17 protein-coding genes are annotated in these 22111 nt (G+C 71.2%); 9 read left to right on the forward strand and 8 right to left on the reverse strand.

The genetic code is table 11. The features are described from left to right. Window positions 1-146: 146 nt before the first annotated feature. The 5 genes from ABZ928_RS50845 to ABZ928_RS50865 are packed head-to-tail and all read right to left on the reverse strand — an operon-like array spanning window position 147 to window position 5742. Complete coding sequence (locus ABZ928_RS50845; RefSeq protein ID WP_361536184.1) at window positions 147-1457, reverse strand: DUF58 domain-containing protein; 1311 nt, start codon at window positions 1455-1457, stop codon at window positions 147-149. After that, window positions 1457-2446 carry a MoxR family ATPase gene (locus tag ABZ928_RS50850; RefSeq protein WP_361536302.1) on the reverse strand — a complete coding sequence of 330 codons (990 nt, stop codon included), beginning with the start codon at window positions 2444-2446 and terminating at the stop codon, window positions 1457-1459. Before ABZ928_RS50850 ends, ABZ928_RS50845 begins: the two co-directional genes overlap by 1 nt. Beyond that, complete coding sequence (locus ABZ928_RS50855; protein ID WP_361536186.1) at window positions 2446-3639, reverse strand: DUF4350 domain-containing protein; 1194 nt, start codon at window positions 3637-3639, stop codon at window positions 2446-2448. The genes ABZ928_RS50850 and ABZ928_RS50855 overlap by 1 nt, the downstream gene beginning before the upstream one ends. Then, entirely contained in the window at window positions 3636-4385 is a 750-nt protein-coding gene (locus ABZ928_RS50860; RefSeq protein ID WP_361536188.1) for a DUF4129 domain-containing protein, read from the reverse strand. Before ABZ928_RS50860 ends, ABZ928_RS50855 begins: the two co-directional genes overlap by 4 nt. 4 nt (window positions 4386-4389) lie before the next feature. Next, window positions 4390-5742 (reverse strand): glycerophosphoryl diester phosphodiesterase membrane domain-containing protein, encoded by a 1353-nt coding sequence (locus tag ABZ928_RS50865; protein WP_361536190.1) that lies wholly within the window; start codon window positions 5740-5742, stop codon window positions 4390-4392. A 140-nt stretch (window positions 5743-5882) separates the two neighbouring features. Here ABZ928_RS50865 and mtnA point away from each other — a divergent pair, with 140 nt between their 5' ends. From mtnA to ABZ928_RS50900, 7 genes are all read left to right on the forward strand, one after another. Further along, complete coding sequence (gene mtnA, locus ABZ928_RS50870) at window positions 5883-7025, forward strand: S-methyl-5-thioribose-1-phosphate isomerase (protein WP_361536192.1); 1143 nt, start codon at window positions 5883-5885, stop codon at window positions 7023-7025. A 197-nt stretch (window positions 7026-7222) separates the two neighbouring features. Further along, window positions 7223-7912, forward strand: coding sequence for a two-component system response regulator MtrA (mtrA, locus tag ABZ928_RS50875; protein WP_187822996.1), 690 nt, complete (start codon window positions 7223-7225; stop codon window positions 7910-7912). Between the two features lies 1 nt (window position 7913). Beyond that, complete coding sequence (gene mtrB, locus ABZ928_RS50880; RefSeq protein ID WP_361536194.1) at window positions 7914-9986, forward strand: MtrAB system histidine kinase MtrB; 2073 nt, start codon at window positions 7914-7916, stop codon at window positions 9984-9986. After that, the gene (locus ABZ928_RS50885) at window positions 9976-11820 is read left to right on the forward strand and encodes an LpqB family beta-propeller domain-containing protein (RefSeq protein WP_361536196.1); all 1845 of its coding nucleotides are present in this window, start codon (window positions 9976-9978) and stop codon (window positions 11818-11820) included. Before mtrB ends, ABZ928_RS50885 begins: the two co-directional genes overlap by 11 nt. Before the next feature lie 286 nt (window positions 11821-12106). Continuing rightward, window positions 12107-13378, forward strand: coding sequence for a hypothetical protein (locus ABZ928_RS50890; RefSeq protein WP_361536304.1), 1272 nt, complete (start codon window positions 12107-12109; stop codon window positions 13376-13378). 310 nt (window positions 13379-13688) lie between these two features. Continuing rightward, window positions 13689-14381 (forward strand): ribosome-associated translation inhibitor RaiA, encoded by a 693-nt coding sequence (gene raiA, locus ABZ928_RS50895; RefSeq protein ID WP_361536198.1) that lies wholly within the window; start codon window positions 13689-13691, stop codon window positions 14379-14381. Between the two features lie 202 nt (window positions 14382-14583). Then, a complete protein-coding gene (locus tag ABZ928_RS50900; RefSeq protein ID WP_361536200.1) occupies window positions 14584-15330 on the forward strand; it encodes a response regulator transcription factor in 747 nt (248 codons plus the stop codon). On the opposite strand, the gene ABZ928_RS50905 is transcribed toward ABZ928_RS50900, so the two are convergent. Both ABZ928_RS50905 and ABZ928_RS50910 read right to left on the reverse strand, forming a co-directional pair. Further along, entirely contained in the window at window positions 15316-16509 is a 1194-nt protein-coding gene (locus ABZ928_RS50905) for a crosslink repair DNA glycosylase YcaQ family protein (protein ID WP_361536202.1), read from the reverse strand. The two genes, ABZ928_RS50900 and ABZ928_RS50905, sit on opposite strands and share 15 nt — an antisense overlap. Before the next feature lie 71 nt (window positions 16510-16580). Next, window positions 16581-17162, reverse strand: a complete 582-nt coding sequence (locus ABZ928_RS50910; RefSeq protein ID WP_361536204.1) for a GNAT family protein — start codon at window positions 17160-17162, stop codon at window positions 16581-16583. Between the two features lie 270 nt (window positions 17163-17432). Between ABZ928_RS50910 and secA the strand changes: the two genes are divergently transcribed. Further along, complete coding sequence (gene secA / locus ABZ928_RS50915; protein WP_361536206.1) at window positions 17433-20273, forward strand: preprotein translocase subunit SecA; 2841 nt, start codon at window positions 17433-17435, stop codon at window positions 20271-20273. 124 nt (window positions 20274-20397) lie between these two features. Here the strand turns inward: secA and ABZ928_RS50920 are convergent, their stop codons facing one another. Continuing rightward, a complete protein-coding gene (locus tag ABZ928_RS50920; protein ID WP_361536208.1) occupies window positions 20398-21243 on the reverse strand; it encodes an Rv3235 family protein in 846 nt (281 codons plus the stop codon). Between the two features lie 320 nt (window positions 21244-21563). On the opposite strand from ABZ928_RS50920, the gene ABZ928_RS50925 reads away from it, so the two are divergent. Further along, on the forward strand, window positions 21564-22079 hold the full coding sequence (locus tag ABZ928_RS50925; RefSeq protein ID WP_361536210.1) for a hypothetical protein: 516 nt from the start codon (window positions 21564-21566) through the stop codon (window positions 22077-22079). Window positions 22080-22111: the final 32 nt, after the last annotated feature.

Genomic DNA, 22111 nt, shown 5'->3' on the forward strand with positions numbered 1-22111 from the left:
CGCCGATGGTACTGCAGGGGGGACCCTGTGGGAGAGTAGGACGCCGCCGAACAAATTTTAGAAAAGGCCCACGCCATCAGGCGTGGGCCTTTTTGTTTTTCTATTTCTATTTCCACTTCTCGGGAGGTTCTCTCCCGAGAGTCGAATTACAGGCGTCCCGCTGTTTTCAGGGCCAGATACGCGTCCGCCAGCGCCGGCGCGAGTTCATCGGGGGTCGCGTCTACGACGGTGACGCCGTGACGTTGGAGTTGTTCGGCGGTGTGGTGCCGTTCGCTTTGTGCTTGGGCGGCGGCTGCGGCCTCGTAGACGGCTTCGGTGTTTCCGCGGGCCTTTGCCATGCGGGAGACGTGAGGGTCGGCCACTGATGCCAGGAGGACTGTGTGGCGTTGGGTGAGCTGGGAGAGGACGGGGAGGAGGCCTTCTTCGACCGGGGCGGCGTCGAGGGTTGTCAGCAGGACGATCAGGGAGCGGCGGGGAGCTGTCCTGAGCGCAGTGGCCGTAAGACCGCGTGCGTCTGTTTCGACTAGCTCCGGTTCGAGTGTGGCCATCGCGTTGACCAGGGATGGGAGGACGTCGCTGGCTGTGCGGCCCTGGACCAGGGCGCGTGCGCGGCGGTCGTAGGCGAGGAGGTCCACGCGGTCGCCGGCTCGGGAGGCCAGGGCTGCCAGGAGGAGGGCCGCGTCCATGGAGGCGTCGAGGCGGGGTGCGTCGCCCACGCGGCCTGCTGATGTGCGGCCGGTGTCGAGGACGATGAGGATGTGGCGGTCGCGTTCGGGGCGCCAGGTGCGGACGGCGACCGCGGATTGGCGGGCTGTGGCGCGCCAGTCGATGGAGCGGGTGTCGTCGCCCGGGACGTATTCGCGAAGACTGTCGAATTCCGTGCCCTCGCCGCGCGTCAGGACGCTGGTGCGGCCGTCGAGTTCGCGGAGGCGGGCGAGCTTGGACGGGAGGTGCTTGCGGCTGGTGAACGGAGGCAGGACCCGTACCGTCCAGGGGACGTTGTGGGTGCCCTGGCGGGAGAACAGGCCGAGGGGGCCGTACGAGCGAATGGTGATGCGGTCGGCCCGGCGGTCGCCTCGGCGGGTGGGGCGTAGGCGGGTGGTGAGGCGGCGGCGTTCGCCTGCGGGGACTGTGATGTGGTGGCGGGAGGCCGTCGTCTCTGTGCCGGGGAGCCAGCTGCTGGGGGGCCAGGCGTCGCGCACGCGCGCGCGGAGCGGGCGGTTGGACGGGTTGGTGACCGTCAGGGTGACGTCGGCGGTTTCGCCCAGGCGTACGGAGGTGTCGCCGGAGCGGGTCAGGCTCAGGCGGCGTACCGGTGCCGCTAGGGCGAAGTCGCAGGCGCAGGCCACGGCCAGGGGGGCGTTCACCGCGAGGAGGCCCGTGAGGCCGGGGTTCCAGATGCCTACGGGGATCGAGCCCAGGGCGGCGAGGAGGGCGGTGCGTCCGGTGAGTGCCATCAGCGGGGGACGGGGACGTGGGCGAGGATCGAGTGGATGACGGAGTCGGCCGTCACGCCTTCCATTTCGGCCTCGGGGCGGAGTTGTACGCGGTGGCGGAGGGTGGGGAGGGCCAGGGCCTTCACGTCGTCGGGGATGACGTAGTCGCGGCCCGTGAGCCAGGCCCAGGCGCGGGAGGTCGACAGGAGGGCCGTGGCGCCTCGGGGGGACACGCCGAGGGTGAGGGACGGGGATTCGCGGGTGGCGCGGCAGATGTCGACGACGTAGGCCGTGATCTCGGGGGAGATGGTTGTCTTCGCGACCGCTGCTCTGGCGGCTTCCAGGTCCGCGGGCCCTGCTACCGGGCGGATGCCGGCGGCGTGCAGGTCGCGGGGGTTGAAGCCTTCGGCGTGGCGGGTGAGGACGTCGATCTCGTCCTGGCGGGAGGGGAGAGGGATGGTGAGTTTGAGGAGGAAACGGTCCAGCTGGGCTTCGGGGAGGGGGTAGGTGCCCTCGTACTCGACCGGGTTCTGGGTTGCCGCGACCAGGAAGGGGTCGGGGAGGGGACGGGGGGTTCCGTCGACCGTGACCTGGCGCTCTTCCATCGCTTCGAGGAGGGACGACTGGGTCTTGGGGGGTGTGCGGTTGATCTCGTCCGCGAGGAGGAGGTTGGTGAAGACCGGGCCGGGCTGGAAGGAGAACTCGGCGCTGCGGGTGTCGTAGACGAGGGAGCCCGTCACATCGCTCGGCATGAGGTCGGGGGTGAACTGGACGCGCTTGGTGTCGAGTTCGAGTGCGGATGCGAGGGCGCGGACGAGCAACGTTTTGGCTACCCCAGGGACTCCTTCTAGTAGCACGTGTCCGCGGCAGAGGAGGGCTACGACGAGGCCGGTCACGGCGGGGTCCTGGCCGACCACGGCTTTGGCGATCTCGGCGCGCAGGGCTTCCAGGGAGGCCCGGGCGGCGCCCGGATCCCCGGGGTACCCGGCGTTGTCAGTGGTCGGGGCCATCATGGACGGCGTACCTCTCTTTCGAGGGCGTCGAGTTGGTCGGCGAGCAGGATGAGGGCTGTGTCGTCGGCGGGTGGCGGGCCGAAGAGCAGGGTGTGCAGGGTCTGGCCGTCGCCGCGGAGGTGGGCGGACAGGGCGGGGAGCAGGGCTTCGGGCGCGTGCGCCTGGGTGACGGGGACGCCTACGAGGGGGGCGAGGCGGGTGCGGGTGGTGGAGCGGAGAGCGGCGGCCGCGCGGTCGCGGGCGTTGGCCTTGCGGTAGAGGCGGGCGCGGCCTTCGACGGTTTCGGAGGCGCGGATCGCGACGGGGAGTTTTTCGGGGACGAGGGGGCCGAGTCGGCGTGCCCGCCAGAGGGCGGCCAGGGCTGCGGCGACGAAGAGTTGCAGCGTGCCCCATTTCCAGCCTGCGGGGAGCAGGTCGAGGAAGCTGCGTTCGCCGTCCTCGTCGGCGGCGGAGGTGTCGGAGAGCGAGGGGAGGTACCAGACCAGATGGGGGCGGGAGCCGAGGAGTTGGAGGGCGAGGGAGGCGTTGCCCTGCTCGTCGAGGCGGTCGTTGCGGAGGATGTCGGGCGCGCCGAGGACGACGGTGTCGCCGCCTCCGGTCGCCGGGATGCGCAGCAGGGTGGCCAGTCGCTCGCTGGGGTAGCAGGAGTCGGCTTCGAGGTGGGTGGTGGTGTAGCGGATGCCACCGGTCTCGGCCGTGCCCGCGCGTCGGGCGTCGGGCAGTTCGCAGTCGGGCGCGAGCGCGGAGGCGACGCTGGTGGCGGGGTCGGCCGTGACGTCGGGGGCGAGTCGGCCGACGGACCAGCTGCCGGGGGCGACGAGGACGGTACGGCCTCCGGAGGTGCTGGTCGCGGAGTGCAGCCCGGTCTGCTGGCGGTGTGTCAGCAGGTCGGGGAGGGCGACCAGGAGGGTGGTGTCCGGGCCGGCGGCGGCGCGTGCCTCGTCCAGGGTGGTGACCACGCGCGTGGACACGCCGCGGTCGGCGAGGAGTTCGGCGATCGCGCGGCTGCCGTAGGGGTCGGCGGAGCGCGGGTCGAGGTTGCCGTGGCGGGTGTCGGAGCGGATCACGGCGATCGTGACGGCGGCCGCGAGGAGGACGACGAGGGCGAGCACGATGCCTCGTGTGCGCGTCCAGAGCTGGCGCGCCGTGGGCGAGACCGAGGTGGACGGGACGGTGGCCTCGGTGGTCATCCGGCGGCTCCCTGGCGGGCGCTGGGGGCCGTGCTGGGGGTGCTGCTCGCGAGTTGGGGCTTGGTGCTTTCCAGGTCGTGGTCGAGTTCGGCGATGCGCTGGTACGACTGCTCGCTCGCCCTGCGGCCGCCGTACGTGACGTCGTCGAAGTCGCGGGCGGCGGCGTGCAGTCGGTCCGTGTGCGCGGGCAGTGCGCGGGCGGCTTCGGCGGCGGCCTCGTCCGCGGTGCGGCCGGGGCGGATGTCGAGGAGGGCGCGTTCCTCCAGGGAGCGGACGATGGCGCGCATGCGTTCCTGGACGGCCTGGTTCCAGTGGCCCTGGGCGGCGTGTGCCTCCGCGGCGGCGCGGTGTTCGGCGGCGCTGCGGGGGCGGTCGTCGAACAGGGTGGCGGAGGAGGCGGGTTCGCGGCGCGGGTTGCCCAGGCGCCACCACAGGGCGCCCAGGACCGCGAGGACGGCCAGGACGATGACGACCAGGCCGATCACTCCGCCGGGTGTCGCGGTGGCGGCCGTGGCGAAGAGGGCGTCGACCCAGTTCCAGAAGGAGTTGAGGGCGCGCTGGAGCCAACTGGGGTCGTTCTCGTGGTACAGGCGCTTGGACAGTTCGCGGCGCGCCGCCTCCCGCGCGGGATCACGCGGGATGGTGATCGGCGGTTCGTCGCCGGAGCGCGTCAGCGACAGCACGGAGATGTCGCCGATGCGCGGCAGCAGGCGTACCGCTGTGAGAACTCCCCCCGTCACGCTCACCGCATCAGCCTCCGGGGGTGGGGCCGGGGGTGCCGGAGCCGTAGTCCTGGACGCCGGCCGCGCGGGCCAGGTCGAGGTCGAGGGCCTCGCGGCGGATGCGCTGGTCGATGTAGAGGAGCACGGTGACGCCCGCGGTGATCGGGAAGGTGATCATGGCGCCGATCACCGAGCCGATGCCGCTGACGACGAGGTAGGTCCAGCCGAGGTCGCCGCCGCTGTTGACGAGGCCGGTGAAGCCTTCGCCGTCCAGCGCGGCGGCGAGGAAGGCGAAGGGGAGGACGACGATCGAGGCGACGACGTTGGCGATGATCGTGGCGAGCAGCTGAATGCCGAAGACCCGCCACCAGGAGCCGCGGACGAGCTTCGCGGAGCGGCTGAGGGATTTGACGATGCCCTGCTTCTCCAGCATCAGTGCGGGCGAGGCCAGGGAGAAGCGGATCATCAGCCACAGGGCGACGACACCGGCGCCGAGGCCGCCCAGGACGGCGAGGCCGGCTCCCGCGTCGCCCGAGCCCGCGACGGCCACGAGGACGCCCGGCAGGGTGCCGACCGCGACGACTCCGAAGGCGATCAGGATGAGCAGGAAGATCAGGGCGAACAGCTTGAGCAGTTGAGGGCGGGCGTCGCGCCATGCCTCGCCGATGGTGACCGGCTTGCCGAGGACGGCGCGGCTGGTGACCGTCGTGAGGAGGGCGGTGGCGACGATCGTGCCGATCAGGGAGATCAGGAAGACGACGCCGGTGCTGAGCATGGCGTCGCCCATGGCGCGGGTGAGCTCGTCGAGGGTGGCGCTGGGGTCTTCGAGGGCGGCGGTGTCGGTGTTGTTCAGGACCAGGCCCTCGAGCAGGATGACGAGGATCTGGGTGACGACCGCGACGGTGAGGGAGATGCCCAGGACGGTGCGCCAGTAGGTGCGCATGGTGGAGACCGCGCCGTCGAGGATCTCGCCCACGCCGAGGGGGCGCAGCGGGATCACGCCGGGCTTGGCCGCGGGCGGGGGGCCGCCCCAGCCGCTTCCCCAGCCGCCGTGTCCACCCGGGCCGCCGGGACCGCCGTATCCGCCGTACCCACCAGGGCCGCCGTATCTGCCGGGGCCGGCCGGGGGTCGGCTGCCCCAGCCCGGGCCTGGCGGTGGGGGCGGGGGAGTCTGGCCGGGGGCGGGCTGTCCGGTCGGGGCGGACCACTGGGCCGGTGGCGGCTGCTCCTTGGACCACTTCGAGCCGGAGTCCTGGGGGTCCGCGCCGGGCTGGTCCGAGGGGCCGGGACGGTCTGCGGGCTCGGCAGGGCCGGACGCACCGGGCTCCTGCCCGTCGGACGGGGCAGATCCGGGCGAAGCCCAGCCCGGAGTGTCTTTCATCGTCGCTCCTTCACGGTGCCCGTCCGCGGTCGCGGTGGCAGGTTGGCAGCCATCGTGCCATGGGGTGGTCACCGGGGGACCGGGCGCGGTATCGGCTGCACACCTTCAATTGTCCGCCGGATAAGGGGCAGACTGACCGCATGGCTGATCAGTACGCGCAATCCGGCGAGGACAGCAGGCCGACCGAGATACCCGCGATCCGTTGGGAAGAGCCACCCGAAGGTCCTGTCGTGGTCCTTCTGGACCAGACGAGGCTGCCGGCCGAGGAGGTCGAGCTGGTCTGTACGGACGCGCCCGCGCTGGTGGAGGCGATCCGTTCGCTGGCCGTGCGCGGGGCGCCGCTGCTCGGCATCACGGGGGCGTACGGCGTCGCGCTCGCCGCCGCGCGCGGGTTCGACGTGGACGACGCCGCGACCGCGCTGGCGGGTGCCCGGCCGACCGCCGTGAACCTCGCCGTCGGTGTGCGCCGGGCCCAGGCCGCGTACCTCGCCGAGCTCGGCAAGGACGGTGACGCCGGACAGGCCGCGGTGGCGGCGCTGGAGGCGGCGCGGGCGCTGCACCGGGAGGACGCCGAGGCGAGCGCGCGGATGGCGGAGCGCGGGCTGGCGCTGCTGGACGAGCTGCTGCCCGGTGGCGGGCACCGGATCCTCACGCACTGCAACACCGGGTCGCTGGTGTCGGGCGGGGAGGGGACGGCGTTCGCGGTGGCGCTGGCGGCGCATCGGGAGGGGCGGCTGCGGCGGCTGTGGGTGGACGAGACACGTCCGCTGCTTCAGGGCGCGCGGCTGACGGCGTACGAGGCGGCGCGCACCGGGATGGCGTACACCCTGCTCACCGACAACGCGGCGGGGTCGCTGTTCGCGGCGGGGGAGGTGGACGCGGTGCTGATCGGGGCGGACCGCATCGCGGCGGACGGGTCGGTGGCGAACAAGGTGGGGAGTTATCCGCTCGCGGTGCTGGCCCGGTACCACCATGTGCCGTTCATCGTGGTGGCGCCGTTGACGACGGTCGACGTGGACACGGCCGACGGGGCGTCGATCGAGGTGGAGCAGCGTCCCGGGTTCGAGGTGACCGAGGTCAGCGCGCCGCAGGTGCCGGTGACGGGGCCGGGCGGTGGGGTGGCGGTGGCGCCGTTGGGGACGCAGGCGTACAACCCGGCGTTCGATGTGACACCTCCCGAACTGGTTACCGCGATCGTCACGGAAGAGGGTGTTGTTTCGCCCGTGACGGCCGAGGCTCTGGAGGAGCTGGTGGCCAGGTCGCGTCAGGTGACGATCGGCTAGCGGCCCGCCCGGGCCGCCGCCCGGCCGAAAGGCGTAGGGCCGACCGCGTGGTCGGGGTGCGCCTACGCTGGGTGGCTGACATCCGTTGCTGATATCCACATCGCCGGACGGGGGCAGACAGTGACGGCCGAGTACGACTATCGTCACGGGCCAGTGACGCTCCTCACCAGCGCCTCTGTCACTGTTATGAGAATGGGATGATGGCGTTTATGAAGGGACGAGTCCTTGTCGTCGACGACGACACCGCACTGGCCGAGATGCTCGGCATTGTGCTGCGTGGTGAAGGTTTTGAGCCGTCTTTCGTAGCCGACGGCGACAAGGCGCTGGCCGCATTCCGTGAGACCAAGCCGGATCTGGTGCTCCTGGACCTGATGCTGCCCGGCCGGGACGGCATCGAGGTGTGCCGCCTGATCAGGGCGGAGTCCGGGGTGCCGATCGTGATGCTCACGGCGAAGAGCGACACCGTCGATGTCGTCGTGGGCCTGGAGTCCGGGGCCGACGACTACATCGTGAAGCCGTTCAAGCCGAAGGAGCTCGTCGCCCGTATCCGGGCGCGGCTGCGGAGGTCGGAGGAGCCGGCGCCGGAGCAGCTCGCCATCGGCGACCTGGTCATCGATGTGGCGGGTCACTCCGTGAAGCGGGACGGGCAGTCGATCGCGCTGACGCCGCTGGAGTTCGACCTGCTGGTCGCGCTGGCGCGCAAGCCCTGGCAGGTGTTCACCCGTGAGGTGCTCCTCGAGCAGGTGTGGGGTTACCGGCATGCCGCCGACACCCGCCTGGTCAATGTGCATGTGCAGCGGCTGCGCTCCAAGGTCGAGAAGGACCCGGAGCGGCCGGAGATCGTGGTGACCGTCCGTGGTGTCGGATATAAGGCAGGACCCAGCTGACATGTCCGGAGACAGTGCCGCTTCGTCGCCCGGGCGGACCGGGGCCCGTGCGGAGCGGCCTGTCGGCCGGAAGACGTCGGGATCCCGCTGGGGACGTTTCCTCGAGGGCGGGCTGCTGCAGGGCGGAGTCCAGGGCAGCCCGGTCCTGAGGCTTTTCATGCGCTGGGTGCGCCGGCCGCTGCTGCCCGTGATGCGGCTGTGGCGGCGCAACATCCAGCTCAAGGTCGTCGTCACCACCCTGGTGATGTCGCTGGGCGTGGTGCTGCTGCTCGGCTTCGTCGTCATCGGGCAGGTGCGCAACGGCCTGCTCGACGCCAAGGTGAAGGCCTCGCAGAGTCAGGCCACGGGTGGTTTCTCGGTGGCCAAGCAGAAGGCCGACACCGCGGCGAGCACCAGCCAGGAAGACGCCCCGGGCTCGGACGGCCGTACCAGCCAGAACGTCAATGTGTGGATGGGCGACCTCGTGGAGTCGCTCTCCAGCGGTGGCCAGGGTGCCTTCGACGTCGTCACGCTGCCCGGTGCGGGAGACACCGGCGGACGCAGTCCGCGCGCCTCCGGCAAGGTCATTCCCACCGCGAGTGTGCCGGAGGACCTGCGGGACCGCGTCGACGAGAGCATGCTGCCTGCGCAGAGCTACACCCGGATCATGTACACCGGCGGCCAGGAGTCGCAGCCCGCGCTGATCATCGGCAAGCAGGTCAACGACCCGAACAACGACCCGTACCAGCTCTACTACCTTTTCCCGCTCACGCAGGAGGAGAAGTCGCTGAGCCTGGTCAAGGGGACGCTGGCGACGGCCGGGCTCTTCGTCGTCGTACTCCTCGGGGCGATCGCCTGGCTGGTGGTGCGGCAGGTGGTCACGCCGGTGCGGATGGCGGCCGGGATCGCCGAGCGGCTGTCCGCGGGGCGGCTTCAGGAACGTATGAAGGTCACCGGTGAGGACGACATCGCCCGGCTCGGTGAGGCCTTCAACAAGATGGCGCAGAACCTCCAGCTGAAGATCCAGCAGCTGGAGGATCTGTCGCGGATGCAGCGGCGGTTCGTGTCGGACGTGTCGCACGAGCTGCGGACGCCGCTGACGACCGTACGGATGGCGGCGGACGTCATCCATGATGCGCGGGAGGACTTCGATCCGGTGACCGCGCGGTCGGCCGAGCTGCTCGCCGATCAGCTGGACCGGTTCGAGTCGCTGCTCGCCGATCTGCTGGAGATCAGCCGGTTCGACGCGGGCGCGGCGGCGCTGGAGGCGGAGCCGATCGATCTGCGCGAGGTCGTGCAGCGGGTCGTCAGCGGGGCCGCGCCGCTCGCCGAGCGCAAGGGCACGCGGATACGGATCGTGGGCGACCAGCAGCCCGTCGTCGCCGAGGCGGACGCCCGGCGGGTCGAGCGGGTGCTGCGCAACCTCGTCGTCAACGCCGTGGAGCACGGCGAGGGCAAGGACGTCGTGGTCAAGCTGGCCGCGGCGGGCGGGGCGGTCGCGGTCGCCGTGCGCGACTACGGCGTAGGGCTCAAGCCCGGTGAGGCGACCCGGGTCTTCAGCCGCTTCTGGCGGGCAGACCCGGCACGCGCGCGTACCACCGGTGGTACGGGGCTGGGGCTGTCCATCGCCCTGGAGGACGCGCGGCTGCACGGCGGCTGGCTGCAGGCCTGGGGCGAACCGGGCGGCGGCTCGCAGTTCCGGCTGACGCTGCCAAGGACGGCGGACGAGCCGCTGCGGGGCTCGCCGATACCGCTGGAGCCCAAGGACTCGCGGCGCAATCGTGGACTTAATGACGCCGGTCTGCCGCGCGGGGCGGGCGACGGGGAGAAACGCGCCACTGTGCCGGTGCAGACGTCGGGCGAGCCGACGCCGCTCGCGCCGCGCGTGCCGGCCGCGCCCCCGACCGCCGATCCGACGGCGCTGCCCGGCAACGGCGCGCGCGTGGTGCCGCGGCCCGCCGCGGGAGCGCGGCCGGGGGACGACACGGTCGCCGCGGACTCGTCCGCGCGGGCCCGTGACGACGTCACGGAGGACCGGGACGGGCGCGTCGCGGAGGACCGGGACAAGCAAGGGGAGGCAAGCCGTGGGCGCTGACCGTGTGGGGGGCGGCCGGCGGAAGCGGGCGCGGGCGGGGGTGTCCGTCGCGTGCGGCGCCGTACTGCTGGCGGGGTGCGCCTCCATGCCGGACAGCGGGGATCTGCGCGGCGTGGACTCGACGCCCCGGCAGGACGCGCAGGTGCGGGTCTGGGCGCTGCCGCCCCGGGAGGACGCCGACGCGCGGGAGATCGTCGACGGTTTCCTCGAGGCGTTGACCAGCGACGATCCCGAGTTCGAGACGGCACACAAGTACCTGACCAAGGAGGCCTCGCAGGCCTGGCGGCCCAATGCGTCCCTCACGGTGCTCGCGGACGGGCCGGAGCGGTCCCAGGGGCGGCCGAGCGACCCTGACGATTCGTCGGACTCCGTGTCGTTCTCCCTGGTGGGCCAGAAGGTCGCCACCGTGAACGCGCAGCAGGCGTACGCGCCCGCCGCCGGCGAGTACACCAACACGCTGCACCTCGTGCGCGAGAAGAAGTCCGGGCAGTGGCGCATCGACCGGCCGCCGCCGGGCGTGGTCATGGGCAAGTCGGACTTCCTGCGCAACTACACGTCGGTCAACAAGTACTACTTCGCGTCCAACTCCTCGACCGGGACGGGCGGGCTGCCGGTGGCCGTCGCCGACCCCGTCTTCGTCCGCAAGAAGGTCGACCCGATGACGCAGACGGTGAGTCTGCTGCTCGCCGGGCCCACCCGCTGGCTGAACCCGGTGGTCAGGTCGAGCTTCCCCACGGGTACGGAGCTGAAGAAGGGCGTCGGTTCGCTCGCGCCCGACGACCAGAACAAGCTGACGGTGCCGTTGAACGTCAACGCGGACCGGGTCAATGGCGAGAAGTGCCGGGAGATGGCCGCCCAACTCCTGTTCACCCTGCGGGATCTGACCCCCACGGGTGTGGAGGAGGTCGAGCTCCAGGGGGCGAACGGCGCACAGTTGTGCCCCCCGCTCGACGAGAGCGGCGCCGACTTCGTGGTGGCGCACGCGCCCTCGAAGGACGAGTACCAGTACTTCATCGACGGCAAGCACCGGCTCGTACGGCTGGCGAGCGGGAGCAGCGGCAAGGAGTTCACCCCGGTTCCGGGCGCGCTCGGTGACGGCGACAAGCAGCTGCGGTCGGCCGCCGTGTCCCGGGACGAACGCAAGGCGGCCGGGGTCACATCGGACGGCAGCACGCTGTACGTCGGCTCGCTGGTGTCGGGCACCTCGCTCGGCGAGCCGGTCCTGCACAGCGCCGGCAAGACCCAGAACGACCGGCTCACCACGCCCAGCTGGGACGGCGGCGGCGACCTGTGGGTGGCCGACCGCGATCCCGCGCGTCCCCGGCTGCTGCTCCTGAAGGAGGGCGCGGGTGAGCCGATCGAGGTCGACACGACGGGGCTCGACGGGCGTATCGACGCGGTGCGGACGGCCGCCGACGGTGTGCGGATCGCGCTCATCGTGGAGAAGGACGGCAAGCAGTCCCTCTACGTCGGGCGGATCGAGCGGGGTGACGAGGCGAGCGGCGAGAAGGCCGTCGCGGTCGTCGAACCCCGCGTGGTGACACCGCAGTTGGAGGAGGTCACCGCCATGTCGTGGGCGGGCGACAGCCGGCTCGTCGTGGTCGGGCGCGAACACGGTGGCGTGCAGCAGATGGCGTACGTCCAGGTCGACGGCTCCACTCCGGTGGGGTCGGCGCCCGCCGCGCTGACGGGCGTGAAGGCCCTCGCCTCGTCCGAGGACGAGCAACTGCCGTTGGTGGCGTACTCGGAGGAGGACGGCATCGTCCGGCTCACGTCCGGGGCGAAGTGGCAGCAGGTCGTGAAGGACGGGACGGCGCCGGTCTATCCCGGGTGACCGGGGTGGGTTCGGTGACCGTGGGGGCTGCGGTGGGCTTGGTGACCGCAGGGGGCTCGGGGGTGGCTCCGGAGCGGCCTGAACGGTCTTCGGCGGGTTGCCCACAGCACGTTGTCCACAGGGGTGGTCGGGTGCCGCGGGTCTTGGCACAGTGGTGGGCATGCGGGGGTGGTGGCAGGACCTCACCGATCTGGTGCTGCCGGCCGAGTGCGGAGGCTGCGGGAGGCCGCGCGCGGTGCTCTGTCCGGAGTGCCGTGCCGTCCTGAGCGGGACCGCGCCGTGCCGGGTGCGACCGGAGCCTGAGCCGACGGGGCTGCCGGCCGTGCACGCGGCCGCGCGGTACGCCGACGAGGTGCGCGCCGTGCTGCTGGCCCACAAGGAGCGAGGCGCGCTGACCCTGGCCGCGCCGCTGGGCGCCGCTCTGGCGGGGGCTGTGCGGGCGGGGGTGCGGGAGGCTCGGGGGCGGGATTACGGGGCTGTGGCGGGGGCTGTGGGGGCTGCCAGGGCTGCTGCGGGGGCGGCTGGGCCGGGGTGGGGGTCGGACTGTAGCGCGGCCGCACAGGGTGACGGGGCCATGGGGTTCGGGCGTGGCCGTTGCCTGGGGTCTGTGGGGCCGGTGGGGTCTGTCGGGCGTGGAGTGGGGGCGGGGGTGCCTGGCGGGCCTTGCCTGGGCTCTGTGGGGGTGCCTGGCGGGTGTTTCCCGGGGCCTGCGGTAGTGCCTGGCGGGCGTTGCCTCGGGTCGGCGGGCGTGTCTGACGGGCGGGGCGCGGGGGCCGGGGGGATTGATTCCGGGGGTGCGGCGGGACTGGGTGCCTTGGGCGAGGGCGAGGGCGAGGGCGAGGGCGGGAGTCGGGGCCGGGGCCGGGGCCAGGGCCGGGGCCAGGGCCAGGGCCAGGGTGAAGAGCTTCCCCTGCTGCTCGTGCCTGTGCCGTCCGCTCGGCGGGTGGTGGGGGCTCGGGGGCATGATCCGGCGCGGCGGATCGCGTTGGCGGCGGCGGGGGAGCTGCGGCGGGGCGGGGTGCCGGCCCGTGTGGTCGCCGTGCTGCGGCAGCGGCGGGCCGTGGCTGATCAGGCCGGGCTGAACTCGCGGGAGCGGCTGGAGAATCTGGCCGGCGCGCTGGGGGTGGTTCCCGGTGGGGCGCGGCTGCTTCTGGGCGGCCGGGTCGTGCTCGTCGACGACCTGATGACCACGGGGGCGTCCTTGGCCGAGGCGGCGCGTGCTGTGCGGGTGGCGATGGCGGCAGCGGTGGCGGCGGAGGCGGGGGTGGGCGAGACGGGCGGGGAGGCCGGCGCGGGGGCCCCGTGTGCCGCGGAGGTGGGCGGGCGGCGGGGGAGTGGGCGCCTTGGTGCTCATGGTCCGGCCGCGACGGCTGTGTACGGGGCGTCGGCTCGGGAAGGCATGGGGGAACGGAGGGGCCGAGTGAGGGAGGCTGGCGTGGGTGGCAGGCCGGGAATGGCGGGGGGACCCCGTGGTTACGGCGGACACCGTGCCGGTGACCTGATCTGCGCGGCTGTGGTCGCGGCGTCGCCGGACTCTTTCGAAATAAACCGGAACTGACTGCGAACTTGCATCGTTGCAGGTAATGAGAGGGCCAATTCACCTGAACGGAGGTACGCCGCGGTAGAGGGTGACGACATCCGTCCGGGCGAGATATGTTCGGTTGTGAGGAAAGGCCCAGGCCACACCTCTCATATCCGATTGCCGTGCCGCGGGTTTTTCACTATCACCCGCCTCGGTGGAGTGGAGATCTTGCCCGCGGGGGAGGAGGTGGAAGTCACCGAGTCCGAGGTTCCGGGGCTCACCGGAGCCTGGTGCAAAAGGGAGATGCTCCGCGGCGAAGCGGGGCGATCCGGGAACGGAGTTCTGCGTGGACATCGTCGTCAAGGGCCGCAAGACCGAGGTGCCCGAGCGGTTCCGCAAGCACGTGGCCGAGAAGCTGAAGCTGGAGAAGATCCAGAAGCTCGACGGCAAGGTGATCAGCCTCGACGTCGAGGTGTCCAAGGAGCCGAACCCCCGACAAGCCGACCGCTGCGACCGAGTGGAGATCACGCTCCACTCCCGCGGTCCGGTGATCCGGGCGGAGGCGGCGGCAAGCGATCCGTACGCGGCGCTCGACCTGGCGGCGGAAAAGCTGGACGCCCGGCTGCGCAAGCAGCACGACAAGCGTTACTCGCGTCGCGGCTCACGCCGGCTCACGGCGGCCGAGGTCCCCGACCACGTGCCGGGCGCGGCGACGCTCAACGGGAACGGCCACCCGGTCCATGAGGATGAGCCGGACGGCGTCCCCACCAAGAAGATCGGCTCGCTGGAAGTGAAGGGCGAAGGCCCCCTGATCGTCCGCGAGAAGACCCACGTCGCCTCCCCGATGACCCTCGACCAGGCTCTCTACGAGATGGAGCTGGTCGGGCACGACTTCTATCTGTTCGTCGACTCCGAGACCAAGGAACCGAGTGTCGTCTACCGGCGGCACGCCTACGACTACGGCGTCATCCACCTCAGCACCGACCCGATGGTCGCCCAGGCGCAGCCTCCCGCGGCCGGCGGCACGCTGGGCGGCTGACCCGCCCGACTGACGGCTGAGCCGGTGCCCCTGGAGCGCGTGTGCGCCCCCAGGGGCACCGGTGTGCGACCCCTTCGCGCCCGGCTCTGTCACCGCAGTGCCGTCCGGGCATGGAATCATGGCCGCACCGGCCCAACCGGTGGGCCGTTGCCTTGGGTTGGCGATGGCACAGGACCAGCCACAGCCTTCAGGGGGAGGAACGATGGCGGACAGCTTCGGACCGATGCATGACGCGGACGCCGACGACGGCGTCGTCGGCATGGGCCCGGACGCGGGCTCACCACGCAAGGAGCCGATCCGGGTCCTGGTCGTGGACGACCACGCCCTCTTCCGGCGGGGACTGGAGATCGTGCTCGCGGCCGAGGAGGACATCCAGGTCGTGGGCGAGGCGGGCGACGGCGCCGAAGCCGTCGACAAGGCCGCCGACCTGCTGCCCGACATCGTCCTGATGGACGTACGGATGCCCAAGCGGGGCGGTATCGAGGCGTGCACCTCCATCAAGGAGGTCGCACCCAGCGCCAAGATCATCATGCTGACGATCAGCGATGAGGAGGCCGATCTCTACGACGCGATCAAGGCGGGCGCGACCGGTTATCTCCTCAAGGAGATCTCCACGGACGAGGTGGCCACCGCCATTCGCGCGGTGGCCGACGGGCAGTCGCAGATCAGTCCGTCCATGGCGTCGAAACTGCTCACCGAGTTCAAGTCGATGATCCAGCGGACCGATGAGCGCCGACTGGTGCCCGCGCCGCGGCTGACGGACCGGGAACTGGAGGTTCTCAAACTCGTCGCCACCGGAATGAACAACCGGGATATCGCCAAGGAGTTGTTCATCTCCGAGAACACCGTGAAGAACCATGTGCGCAACATCCTGGAGAAGCTGCAGCTGCACTCCAGGATGGAGGCCGTCGTCTACGCGATGCGGGAGAAGATCCTAGAGATCCGCTAGCGCCTTCACGAGGGGTTCGCGCAGTTCGGGTGCGTCCACCCGCTCCACGCGTACGTCCGTGCAGTCCACCCAGCTCGCCGCCTCGACCAGCGCCTGCGCCACCGCCGGGACCGCCTTCGGGCCGTCCAGGGTGACCTGCCTGGCGACCAGGGTGCCGCCCTCGCGCGCGGGGTCGACCCGGCCGACGAGGTGGCCGCCTGCCAGGACCGGCATCGCGAAGTAGCCGTGAACCCGCTTCGGCTTGGGGACGTAGGCCTCCAGGCGGTGGGTGAAGCCGAAGATCCGCTCCGTACGCGCGCGTTCCCAGATCAGGGAGTCGAAGGGCGACAGCAGGGTCGTACGGTGGCGGCCGCGCGGAGGTGTCTCCAGGGCCGCGGGGTCGGCCCAGGCCGGCTTTCCCCAGCCCTCGACCGTGACCGGGACCAGGCCCGAGTCGGCGAGCACCGCGTCGACCTGCTCGGCCCTGAGGCGGTGGTAGTCGGCGATGTCCGCGCGCGTGCCGACGCCGAGGGACTGGCCGGCGAGGCGGACGAGGGTGCGCAGGCACTCGGTGTCGTCCAGGTCGTCGTGCAGGAGGTCCTCCGGTACGGCGCGCTCCGCCAGGTCGTACACGCGCTTCCAGCCGCGGCGTTCCACGCAGACCACCTCGCCGTACATGAGCGCGCGCTCCACGGCGACCTTGGTGCCGGACCAGTCCCACCACTCGCTGGTCTTCTTCGCGCCGCCCAACTCCGTGGCGGTGAGGGGGCCTTCCGCGCGGAGTTGCTTGATGACCTGGTCGTAGGTGCCGTCCGGGAGGGCGTGGTTCCAGTGCGGGCGGCCGCGGTAGGCGCGGCGGCGGAAGGCGAAGTGGGGCCATTCCTCGATGGGGAGGATGCACGCGGCGTGGGACCAGTACTCGAAGGCATGGGGTCGTGCCGGAGTCGCGCCGAGGGGTGCGGTCGTCCAGTAGGCGTCCTCGACCGTCTTGCGGCCCACTGCTCCCAGGCGGGCGTACGGGATGAGTTCGTGGGAGCGGGCCAGGACCGAGATGGTGTCGAGTTGGACCGCGCCGAGGTGGCGGAGGATGCCGCGGACGCCGGCCTTGCGGTGGGGGGTGCCGAGGAAGCCTTGTGCCCGCAGGGCGAGGCGGCGGGCCTCGTCTGCGGTGAGCTCTGCGGTTGGGCGCGGGGTCGTCATGCCTCCGCACGATAGGAGGTGGCACTGACAGTGGGGGGTGAGCTGGGGGTTCTCGGGTGGGATGCGGGCGGTCAGGCGTGGGCGGGCGGGGCCGGGAGGTAGGGGGCCGTCGAGGGGAGGCCCAGGTCCGACGGGAGCAGGGAACCCACCCAGCAGTCCCGTCGTACGCCCTTGTTGTTCACCGCGGAGCGGAGGGTGCCCTCGATGGTGAAGCCGGCGCGTTCGGCCACCGCGCGGGAAGGGGCGTTGCCCACCTCCGCGCGCCATTCGATGCGGTCCACGGCGAGGGCGGTGAAGGCCCAGCGGGTGGTCGTGGTGGTGGCCTCGGTGATGTAGCCGTTGCCGCGGTGTTCCTTGGTCGCCCAGAAGCCCAGTTCGGCCACGCCGAGGGAGCGCATGGTGATGCCGAGCATGCCGGCGAGTTCGCCGGCGGGGAGGAAGGCGCCGAAGGTGAACATGGAGTCGTTGGCCCAGCCGTCGGGGGCGAACTGTTCCGTGAACTGCTTCGCGTGCTCGTGGAGATACGGCGAGGGGAACTGGGAGATCCAGCGCTGTGTCTCGGGGTCCTGGGCGGCGGCGAACACGGCGTCGGTGTCGGCGGGGCCGACCGTGCGCAGAACCAGGCGGCCGGTGGTGAGCGTGACGGGTTCCATCGGCCGATTCTGCTCGGGAGTTCGGCCGGGGCGCCATCTCTTTGCATTGCGTGAGGGGGTGATCACACCTTGTTCAATTCGTCGGCGTGACGCGGCACCATCCGCGGCCCCCGGCCGTTGTCCCCTTTGACGGAGATTTGAAGCAGCGGAAGGTCGGCGTTCCCGGCGGGCTCCCGACGTGGCCTGGTCCTCGCATACGATGGCCGTTGCTCAGCTAAGTCAAATGGAAACCGACCGTCCCAGGCCCGACCGGCAAGGAGACCAACCCCCGTGTCCGTCCTCTCGAAGATCATGCGTGCAGGCGAAGGCAAGATCCTGCGCAAGCTGCACCGCATCGCGGACCAGGTCAACTCCATCGAAGAGGACTTCGTCGACCTCTCCGACGCCGAGCTGCGGGCCCTCACCGATGAGTACAAGCAGCGGTACATCGATGGTGAGACGCTGGACGACCTGCTGCCCGAGGCGTTCGCCACCGTGCGCGAAGGCGCCAAGCGCGCGCTCGGCCAGCGTCACTACGATGTGCAGATCATGGGTGGCGCGGCCCTCCACCTCGGCTATGTGGCCGAGATGAAGACCGGTGAGGGCAAGACCCTGGTCGGCACCCTGCCCGCGTATCTGAACGCGCTGTCCGGCAAGGGCGTCCACCTCATCACGGTCAACGACTACCTGGCCGAGCGCGACTCCGAGATGATGGGCCGCGTCCACAAGTTCCTGGGCCTGAGCGTCGGTTGCATCCTCGCCAACATGACGCCCGCCCAGCGCCGCGAGCAGTACGCGTGCGACATCACCTACGGCACGAACAACGAGTTCGGCTTCGACTACCTGCGCGACAACATGGCGTGGTCCAAGGACGAGCTCGTCCAGCGCGGCCACAACTTCGCCATCGTCGACGAGGTCGACTCCATCCTCGTCGACGAGGCCCGTACGCCGCTGATCATCTCCGGCCCGGCCGACCAGGCCACCAAGTGGTACGGCGACTTCGCCAAGCTGGTCACCCGCCTCAAGAAGGGCGAGGCCGGCAACCCCCTCAAGGGCATCGAGGAGACCGGCGACTACGAGGTCGACGAGAAGAAGCGCACCGTCGCCATCCACGAGGCCGGTGTCGCCAAGGTCGAGGACTGGCTGGGCATCGACAACCTCTACGAGTCGGTGAACACGCCTCTGGTGGGCTACCTGAACAACGCCATCAAGGCGAAGGAGCTCTTCAAGAAGGACAAGGACTACGTCGTCATGGACGGCGAAGTCATGATCGTCGACGAGCACACCGGCCGTATCCTCGCCGGCCGCCGCTACAACGAGGGCATGCACCAGGCGATCGAGGCGAAGGAAGGGGTGGACATCAAGGACGAGAACCAGACGCTCGCCACGATCACCCTCCAGAACTTCTTCCGCCTCTACAAGCGCCACGACCACGACGGCAAGGAACAGCCGGGTCTCTCCGGCATGACCGGTACGGCGATGACCGAGGCCGCCGAGTTCCACCAGATCTACAAGCTCGGCGTCGTCCCGATCCCGACCAACAGGCCGATGATCCGCAAGGACCAGTCGGACCTGATCTACCGCACCGAGGTCGCGAAGTTCGAGGCGGTCGTCGACGACATCGTCGAGAAGCACGAGAAGGGCCAGCCGATCCTCGTCGGTACGACGTCGGTCGAGAAGTCCGAGTACCTCTCGCAGCAGCTCAGCAAGCGCGGCGTCCAGCACGAAGTGCTGAACGCCAAGCAGCACGACCGTGAGGCGATCATCGTCGCCCAGGCCGGCCGCCGGGGCGCCGTCACCGTGGCCACCAACATGGCCGGCCGTGGTACCGACATCAAGCTCGGCGGCAACCCCGAGGACCTCGCCGAGGCGGAGCTGCGCCAGCGCGGCCTCGACCCCGAGGAGCACATCGAGGAGTGGGCGCAGGCCCTGCCCGCCGCCCTGGAGCGCGCCGAGGCGGCCGTGAAGGCCGAGAAGGACGAGGTCGAGGAGCTCGGCGGCCTGTACGTGCTGGGCACCGAGCGGCACGAGTCGCGGCGTATCGACAACCAGCTGCGCGGTCGTTCCGGCCGTCAGGGCGACCCGGGCGAGTCCCGCTTCTACCTCTCCCTCGGTGACGACCTGATGCGGCTGTTCAAGGCCCAGATGGTCGAGCGCGTGATGTCCATGGCGAACGTCCCGGACGATGTGCCGATCGAGAACAAGATGGTCACGCGCGCGATCGCGTCCGCGCAGTCGCAGGTCGAGCAGCAGAACTTCGAGACGCGCAAGAACGTCCTGAAGTACGACGAGGTCCTCAACCGCCAGCGTGAGGTCATCTACGGCGAGCGGCGCCGCGTTCTGGAGGGCGAGGACCTGCACGAGCAGATCCAGCACTTCATGAACGACACGATCGACGCGTACATCGACGCGGAGACCGCCGAGGGCTTCGCGGAGGACTGGGACCTCGACCGGCTGTGGGGCGCGTTCAAGCAGCTCTACCCGGTGAAGATCACCGTCGAGGAGCTGGAGGACGCGGCCGGCGACCGTGCCGGGCTGACCGCCGACTTCATCTCCGAGTCCATCAAGGACGACATCCACGAGCAGTACGAGGCGCGCGAGGCGCAGCTCGGCTCCGAGATCATGCGTGAGCTGGAGCGGCGGGTCGTGCTGTCGGTTCTCGACCGCAAGTGGCGTGAGCACCTCTACGAGATGGACTACCTCCAGGAGGGCATCGGCCTCCGCGCGATGGCGCAGAAGGACCCGCTGGTCGAGTACCAGCGCGAGGGCTTCGACATGTTCACCGCCATGATGGAGGGCATCAAGGAGGAGTCCGTCGGCTACCTGTTCAACCTGGAGGTCCAGGTCGAGCAGCAGGTCGAGGAGGTCCCGGTCGAGGACACCGCGCCGTCCCTGGAGAAGCAGGACTCGGTGCCGGCGCAGGCCGGTGCGCGTCCCGAGATCCGCGCGAAGGGGCTGGACGCTCCGCAGCGGCGGGATCTGCACTTCTCCGCGCCCACTGTGGACGGGGAGGGCGGCGTCATCGAGGGTGAGTTCGCCGATGACGACGAGCCCGTGCGGTCCGAGGCGGACGGCCTCACGCGCGCCGAGCGGCGGAAGCAGGCGCGGGGCGGGCGTCGTCGTAAGAAGTGACGGTGTCCGCGACGCCGTAGCGGATTGAGCGGATTGAAGGGCCGGGTCACTCGGGTGGCTCGGCCCTTCGGCGTGAATTGAGCGTGCGGGTGAAGTGGGGCGGGGTGGGGTGGGTTCTTGTCCGTCAGGCTTCCGTGCGGGGGCTGCGGGGGCCGCCCAGCTCCACCGCCGTGCAGCGCCAGCGGCGGTCCTGGCCCTGTTCCAGGCGGAAGGCCATGGCGCGGAGCTGGTCGCCCGCGCCGATGCGGGCGAAGGCCTCCACGGCGCCGTCCCGGGGGACGTAGTAGCCGATGTCGCGGACCACGGGGCGGGTGCCGCGAGTGCGGAGGAGGCCGCGCTCGGCGAGGTCGGCGAGGTCGTCGTAGGCCTGGCCGATCGTGTGGCGGAGCATCGAGTGGACGGGGCGCCGGCCGCTGAGGACCGCCAGGAGGAGGTCGGCGAAGACGTCGGTGGGGCGAGGCTGGGGGACCGGCCTGCGGGGGGTCTGGGAGGGGACTACGGGGGCGTCGAGGGGCCCTGCGGGGGTTGCCGGGGGGTGCGGCGCGGTGGTGGCGCCTCGGGCCGCGTGGGCGGCGGTGCGGGAAGCCGGGCCGGTCGGGGCGGCCTGGGCGGCGCTTCGGGCGCCGGGGGCGCCGGAACGCGCCTCTGAGGAGGCGGAACGCGCCTCTGGGGCGGCGGAACGTGCTCCGGGGACAGCGGCGGCGGGGTGTGCGCCGGGAGGTGTGGTGCGAGCCGTCGTGCCGGGCCTGCCGGCCGTGGTGCCGGACGCCGTGGGCGGGCGGTTGTCGGTGGGGGTCGTGCGGCTCGTCGGGGCGGTTCGGGGGCCCGGTGGGGGGCCGTCGTCCGCTGTGGTGCGACGGGTGCCGGTGGTGGGGGTGCGGGGTGGGGTGGTGGCGGGGCGGCGCTGGTCGCGGCGGGTCGGGGGGCGGGTGCCGGGTCGGTGGTGTGCCCTGGTCATGACCTTGTTCATGGGGTCCCCGTTCGACGGCCCGGAGATGTACCGGGCGGTAACTTTTGCGGTTGGGGATCTTGTACGGGGACCGGGGGTGCCTCGGCAAGGAAGCGGCGGGCCGCGCCGAGCGGCCGGAATGTTCACTTATCCGAGTGAGCGGGGGGCCGTGAATGCCCGGAAGCACGGGGGTGCCCCGGGTGAGTTCCGGGACGTGGGTGGACGCCTCCGGGGCCGCGGGTGGGGACTCGAAAGGGGACCCGCGCACGTATCCTGAAGGCCCTCCGGGCATGCTCCCCGAGGCCTTGAGCCCTGCGTTCCGACCATGAAAGCGGCAGCCCATGCGCGTCTACGTCCCCCTGACCCTCTCCGGTCTCGCCGAGGCGTACAAGACGGGTGAGCTGGGCTCCGGACCGCTCGTCGCCTACGCCGTCACGCCCGCGTTGCGCGAGTGGTACCTCTCCGACGACATCGAGGAACTGGAGTACGCCGCGCTGAACCGCGCCGCGCTCGCCTCGCTGCGGCTGCTGGCGGCCGACCCCGAGGCGGTACGGCGTCGGGTCGTGGTCGCTGTCGATGTGCCCGATGGCGCGGCGCACGCCGACCCCGACCGGGGGCTCGATCCGGCGGCGCTCGGTGAGGTGCGCGTCGACGGGGTCGTGGTGCTGGCCAAGGCTGCCGCCGTCCATGTCGACGCGAGTGACGCCGAGGCGGATGTCACCGCCGCCGCCGAGGCGCTGGACGCGGCGGACGGCGGGGACGACGACGCGCAGTTCGTCGTGGACGGGGCCGAGGACCATGAGCTGCTGTGGTTCGCCACGCAGGAGATTCCGAACCTGGTCGGGCTGGGGGACTGAGGCGCGGCGGAGTTCCGGCCCGGTCCTGCTGC

Origin of the sequence: Streptomyces sp. NPDC046909, assembly GCF_040644695.1 — a bacterium.
GTDB lineage: Bacteria > Actinomycetota > Actinomycetes > Streptomycetales > Streptomycetaceae > Streptomyces.

Bases quoted from the DNA above. Each gene is read 5' to 3' on its own strand.
- ABZ928_RS50850 (WP_361536302.1), bottom strand. From the start codon at position 2,446: ATGGCCCCGACCACTGACAACGCCGGGTACCCCGGGGATCCGGGCGCC.
- ABZ928_RS50865 (WP_361536190.1), bottom strand. From the start codon at position 5,742: ATGAAAGACACTCCGGGCTGGGCTTCGCCCGGATCTGCCCCGTCCGAC.
- ABZ928_RS50920 (WP_361536208.1), bottom strand. From the start codon at position 21,243: ATGAACAAGGTCATGACCAGGGCACACCACCGACCCGGCACCCGCCCC.
- ABZ928_RS50905 (WP_361536202.1), bottom strand. From the start codon at position 16,509: ATGACGACCCCGCGCCCAACCGCAGAGCTCACCGCAGACGAGGCCCGC.
- ABZ928_RS50925 (WP_361536210.1), top strand. From the start codon at position 21,564: ATGCGCGTCTACGTCCCCCTGACCCTCTCCGGTCTCGCCGAGGCGTAC.
- ABZ928_RS50910 (WP_361536204.1), bottom strand. From the start codon at position 17,162: ATGGAACCCGTCACGCTCACCACCGGCCGCCTGGTTCTGCGCACGGTC.
- ABZ928_RS50900 (WP_361536200.1), top strand. From the start codon at position 14,584: ATGGCGGACAGCTTCGGACCGATGCATGACGCGGACGCCGACGACGGC.
- mtrB (WP_361536194.1), top strand. From the start codon at position 7,914: ATGTCCGGAGACAGTGCCGCTTCGTCGCCCGGGCGGACCGGGGCCCGT.
- mtnA (WP_361536192.1), top strand. From the start codon at position 5,883: ATGGCTGATCAGTACGCGCAATCCGGCGAGGACAGCAGGCCGACCGAG.
- ABZ928_RS50855 (WP_361536186.1), bottom strand. From the start codon at position 3,639: ATGACCACCGAGGCCACCGTCCCGTCCACCTCGGTCTCGCCCACGGCG.
- ABZ928_RS50845 (WP_361536184.1), bottom strand. From the start codon at position 1,457: ATGGCACTCACCGGACGCACCGCCCTCCTCGCCGCCCTGGGCTCGATC.
- mtrA (WP_187822996.1), top strand. From the start codon at position 7,223: ATGATGGCGTTTATGAAGGGACGAGTCCTTGTCGTCGACGACGACACC.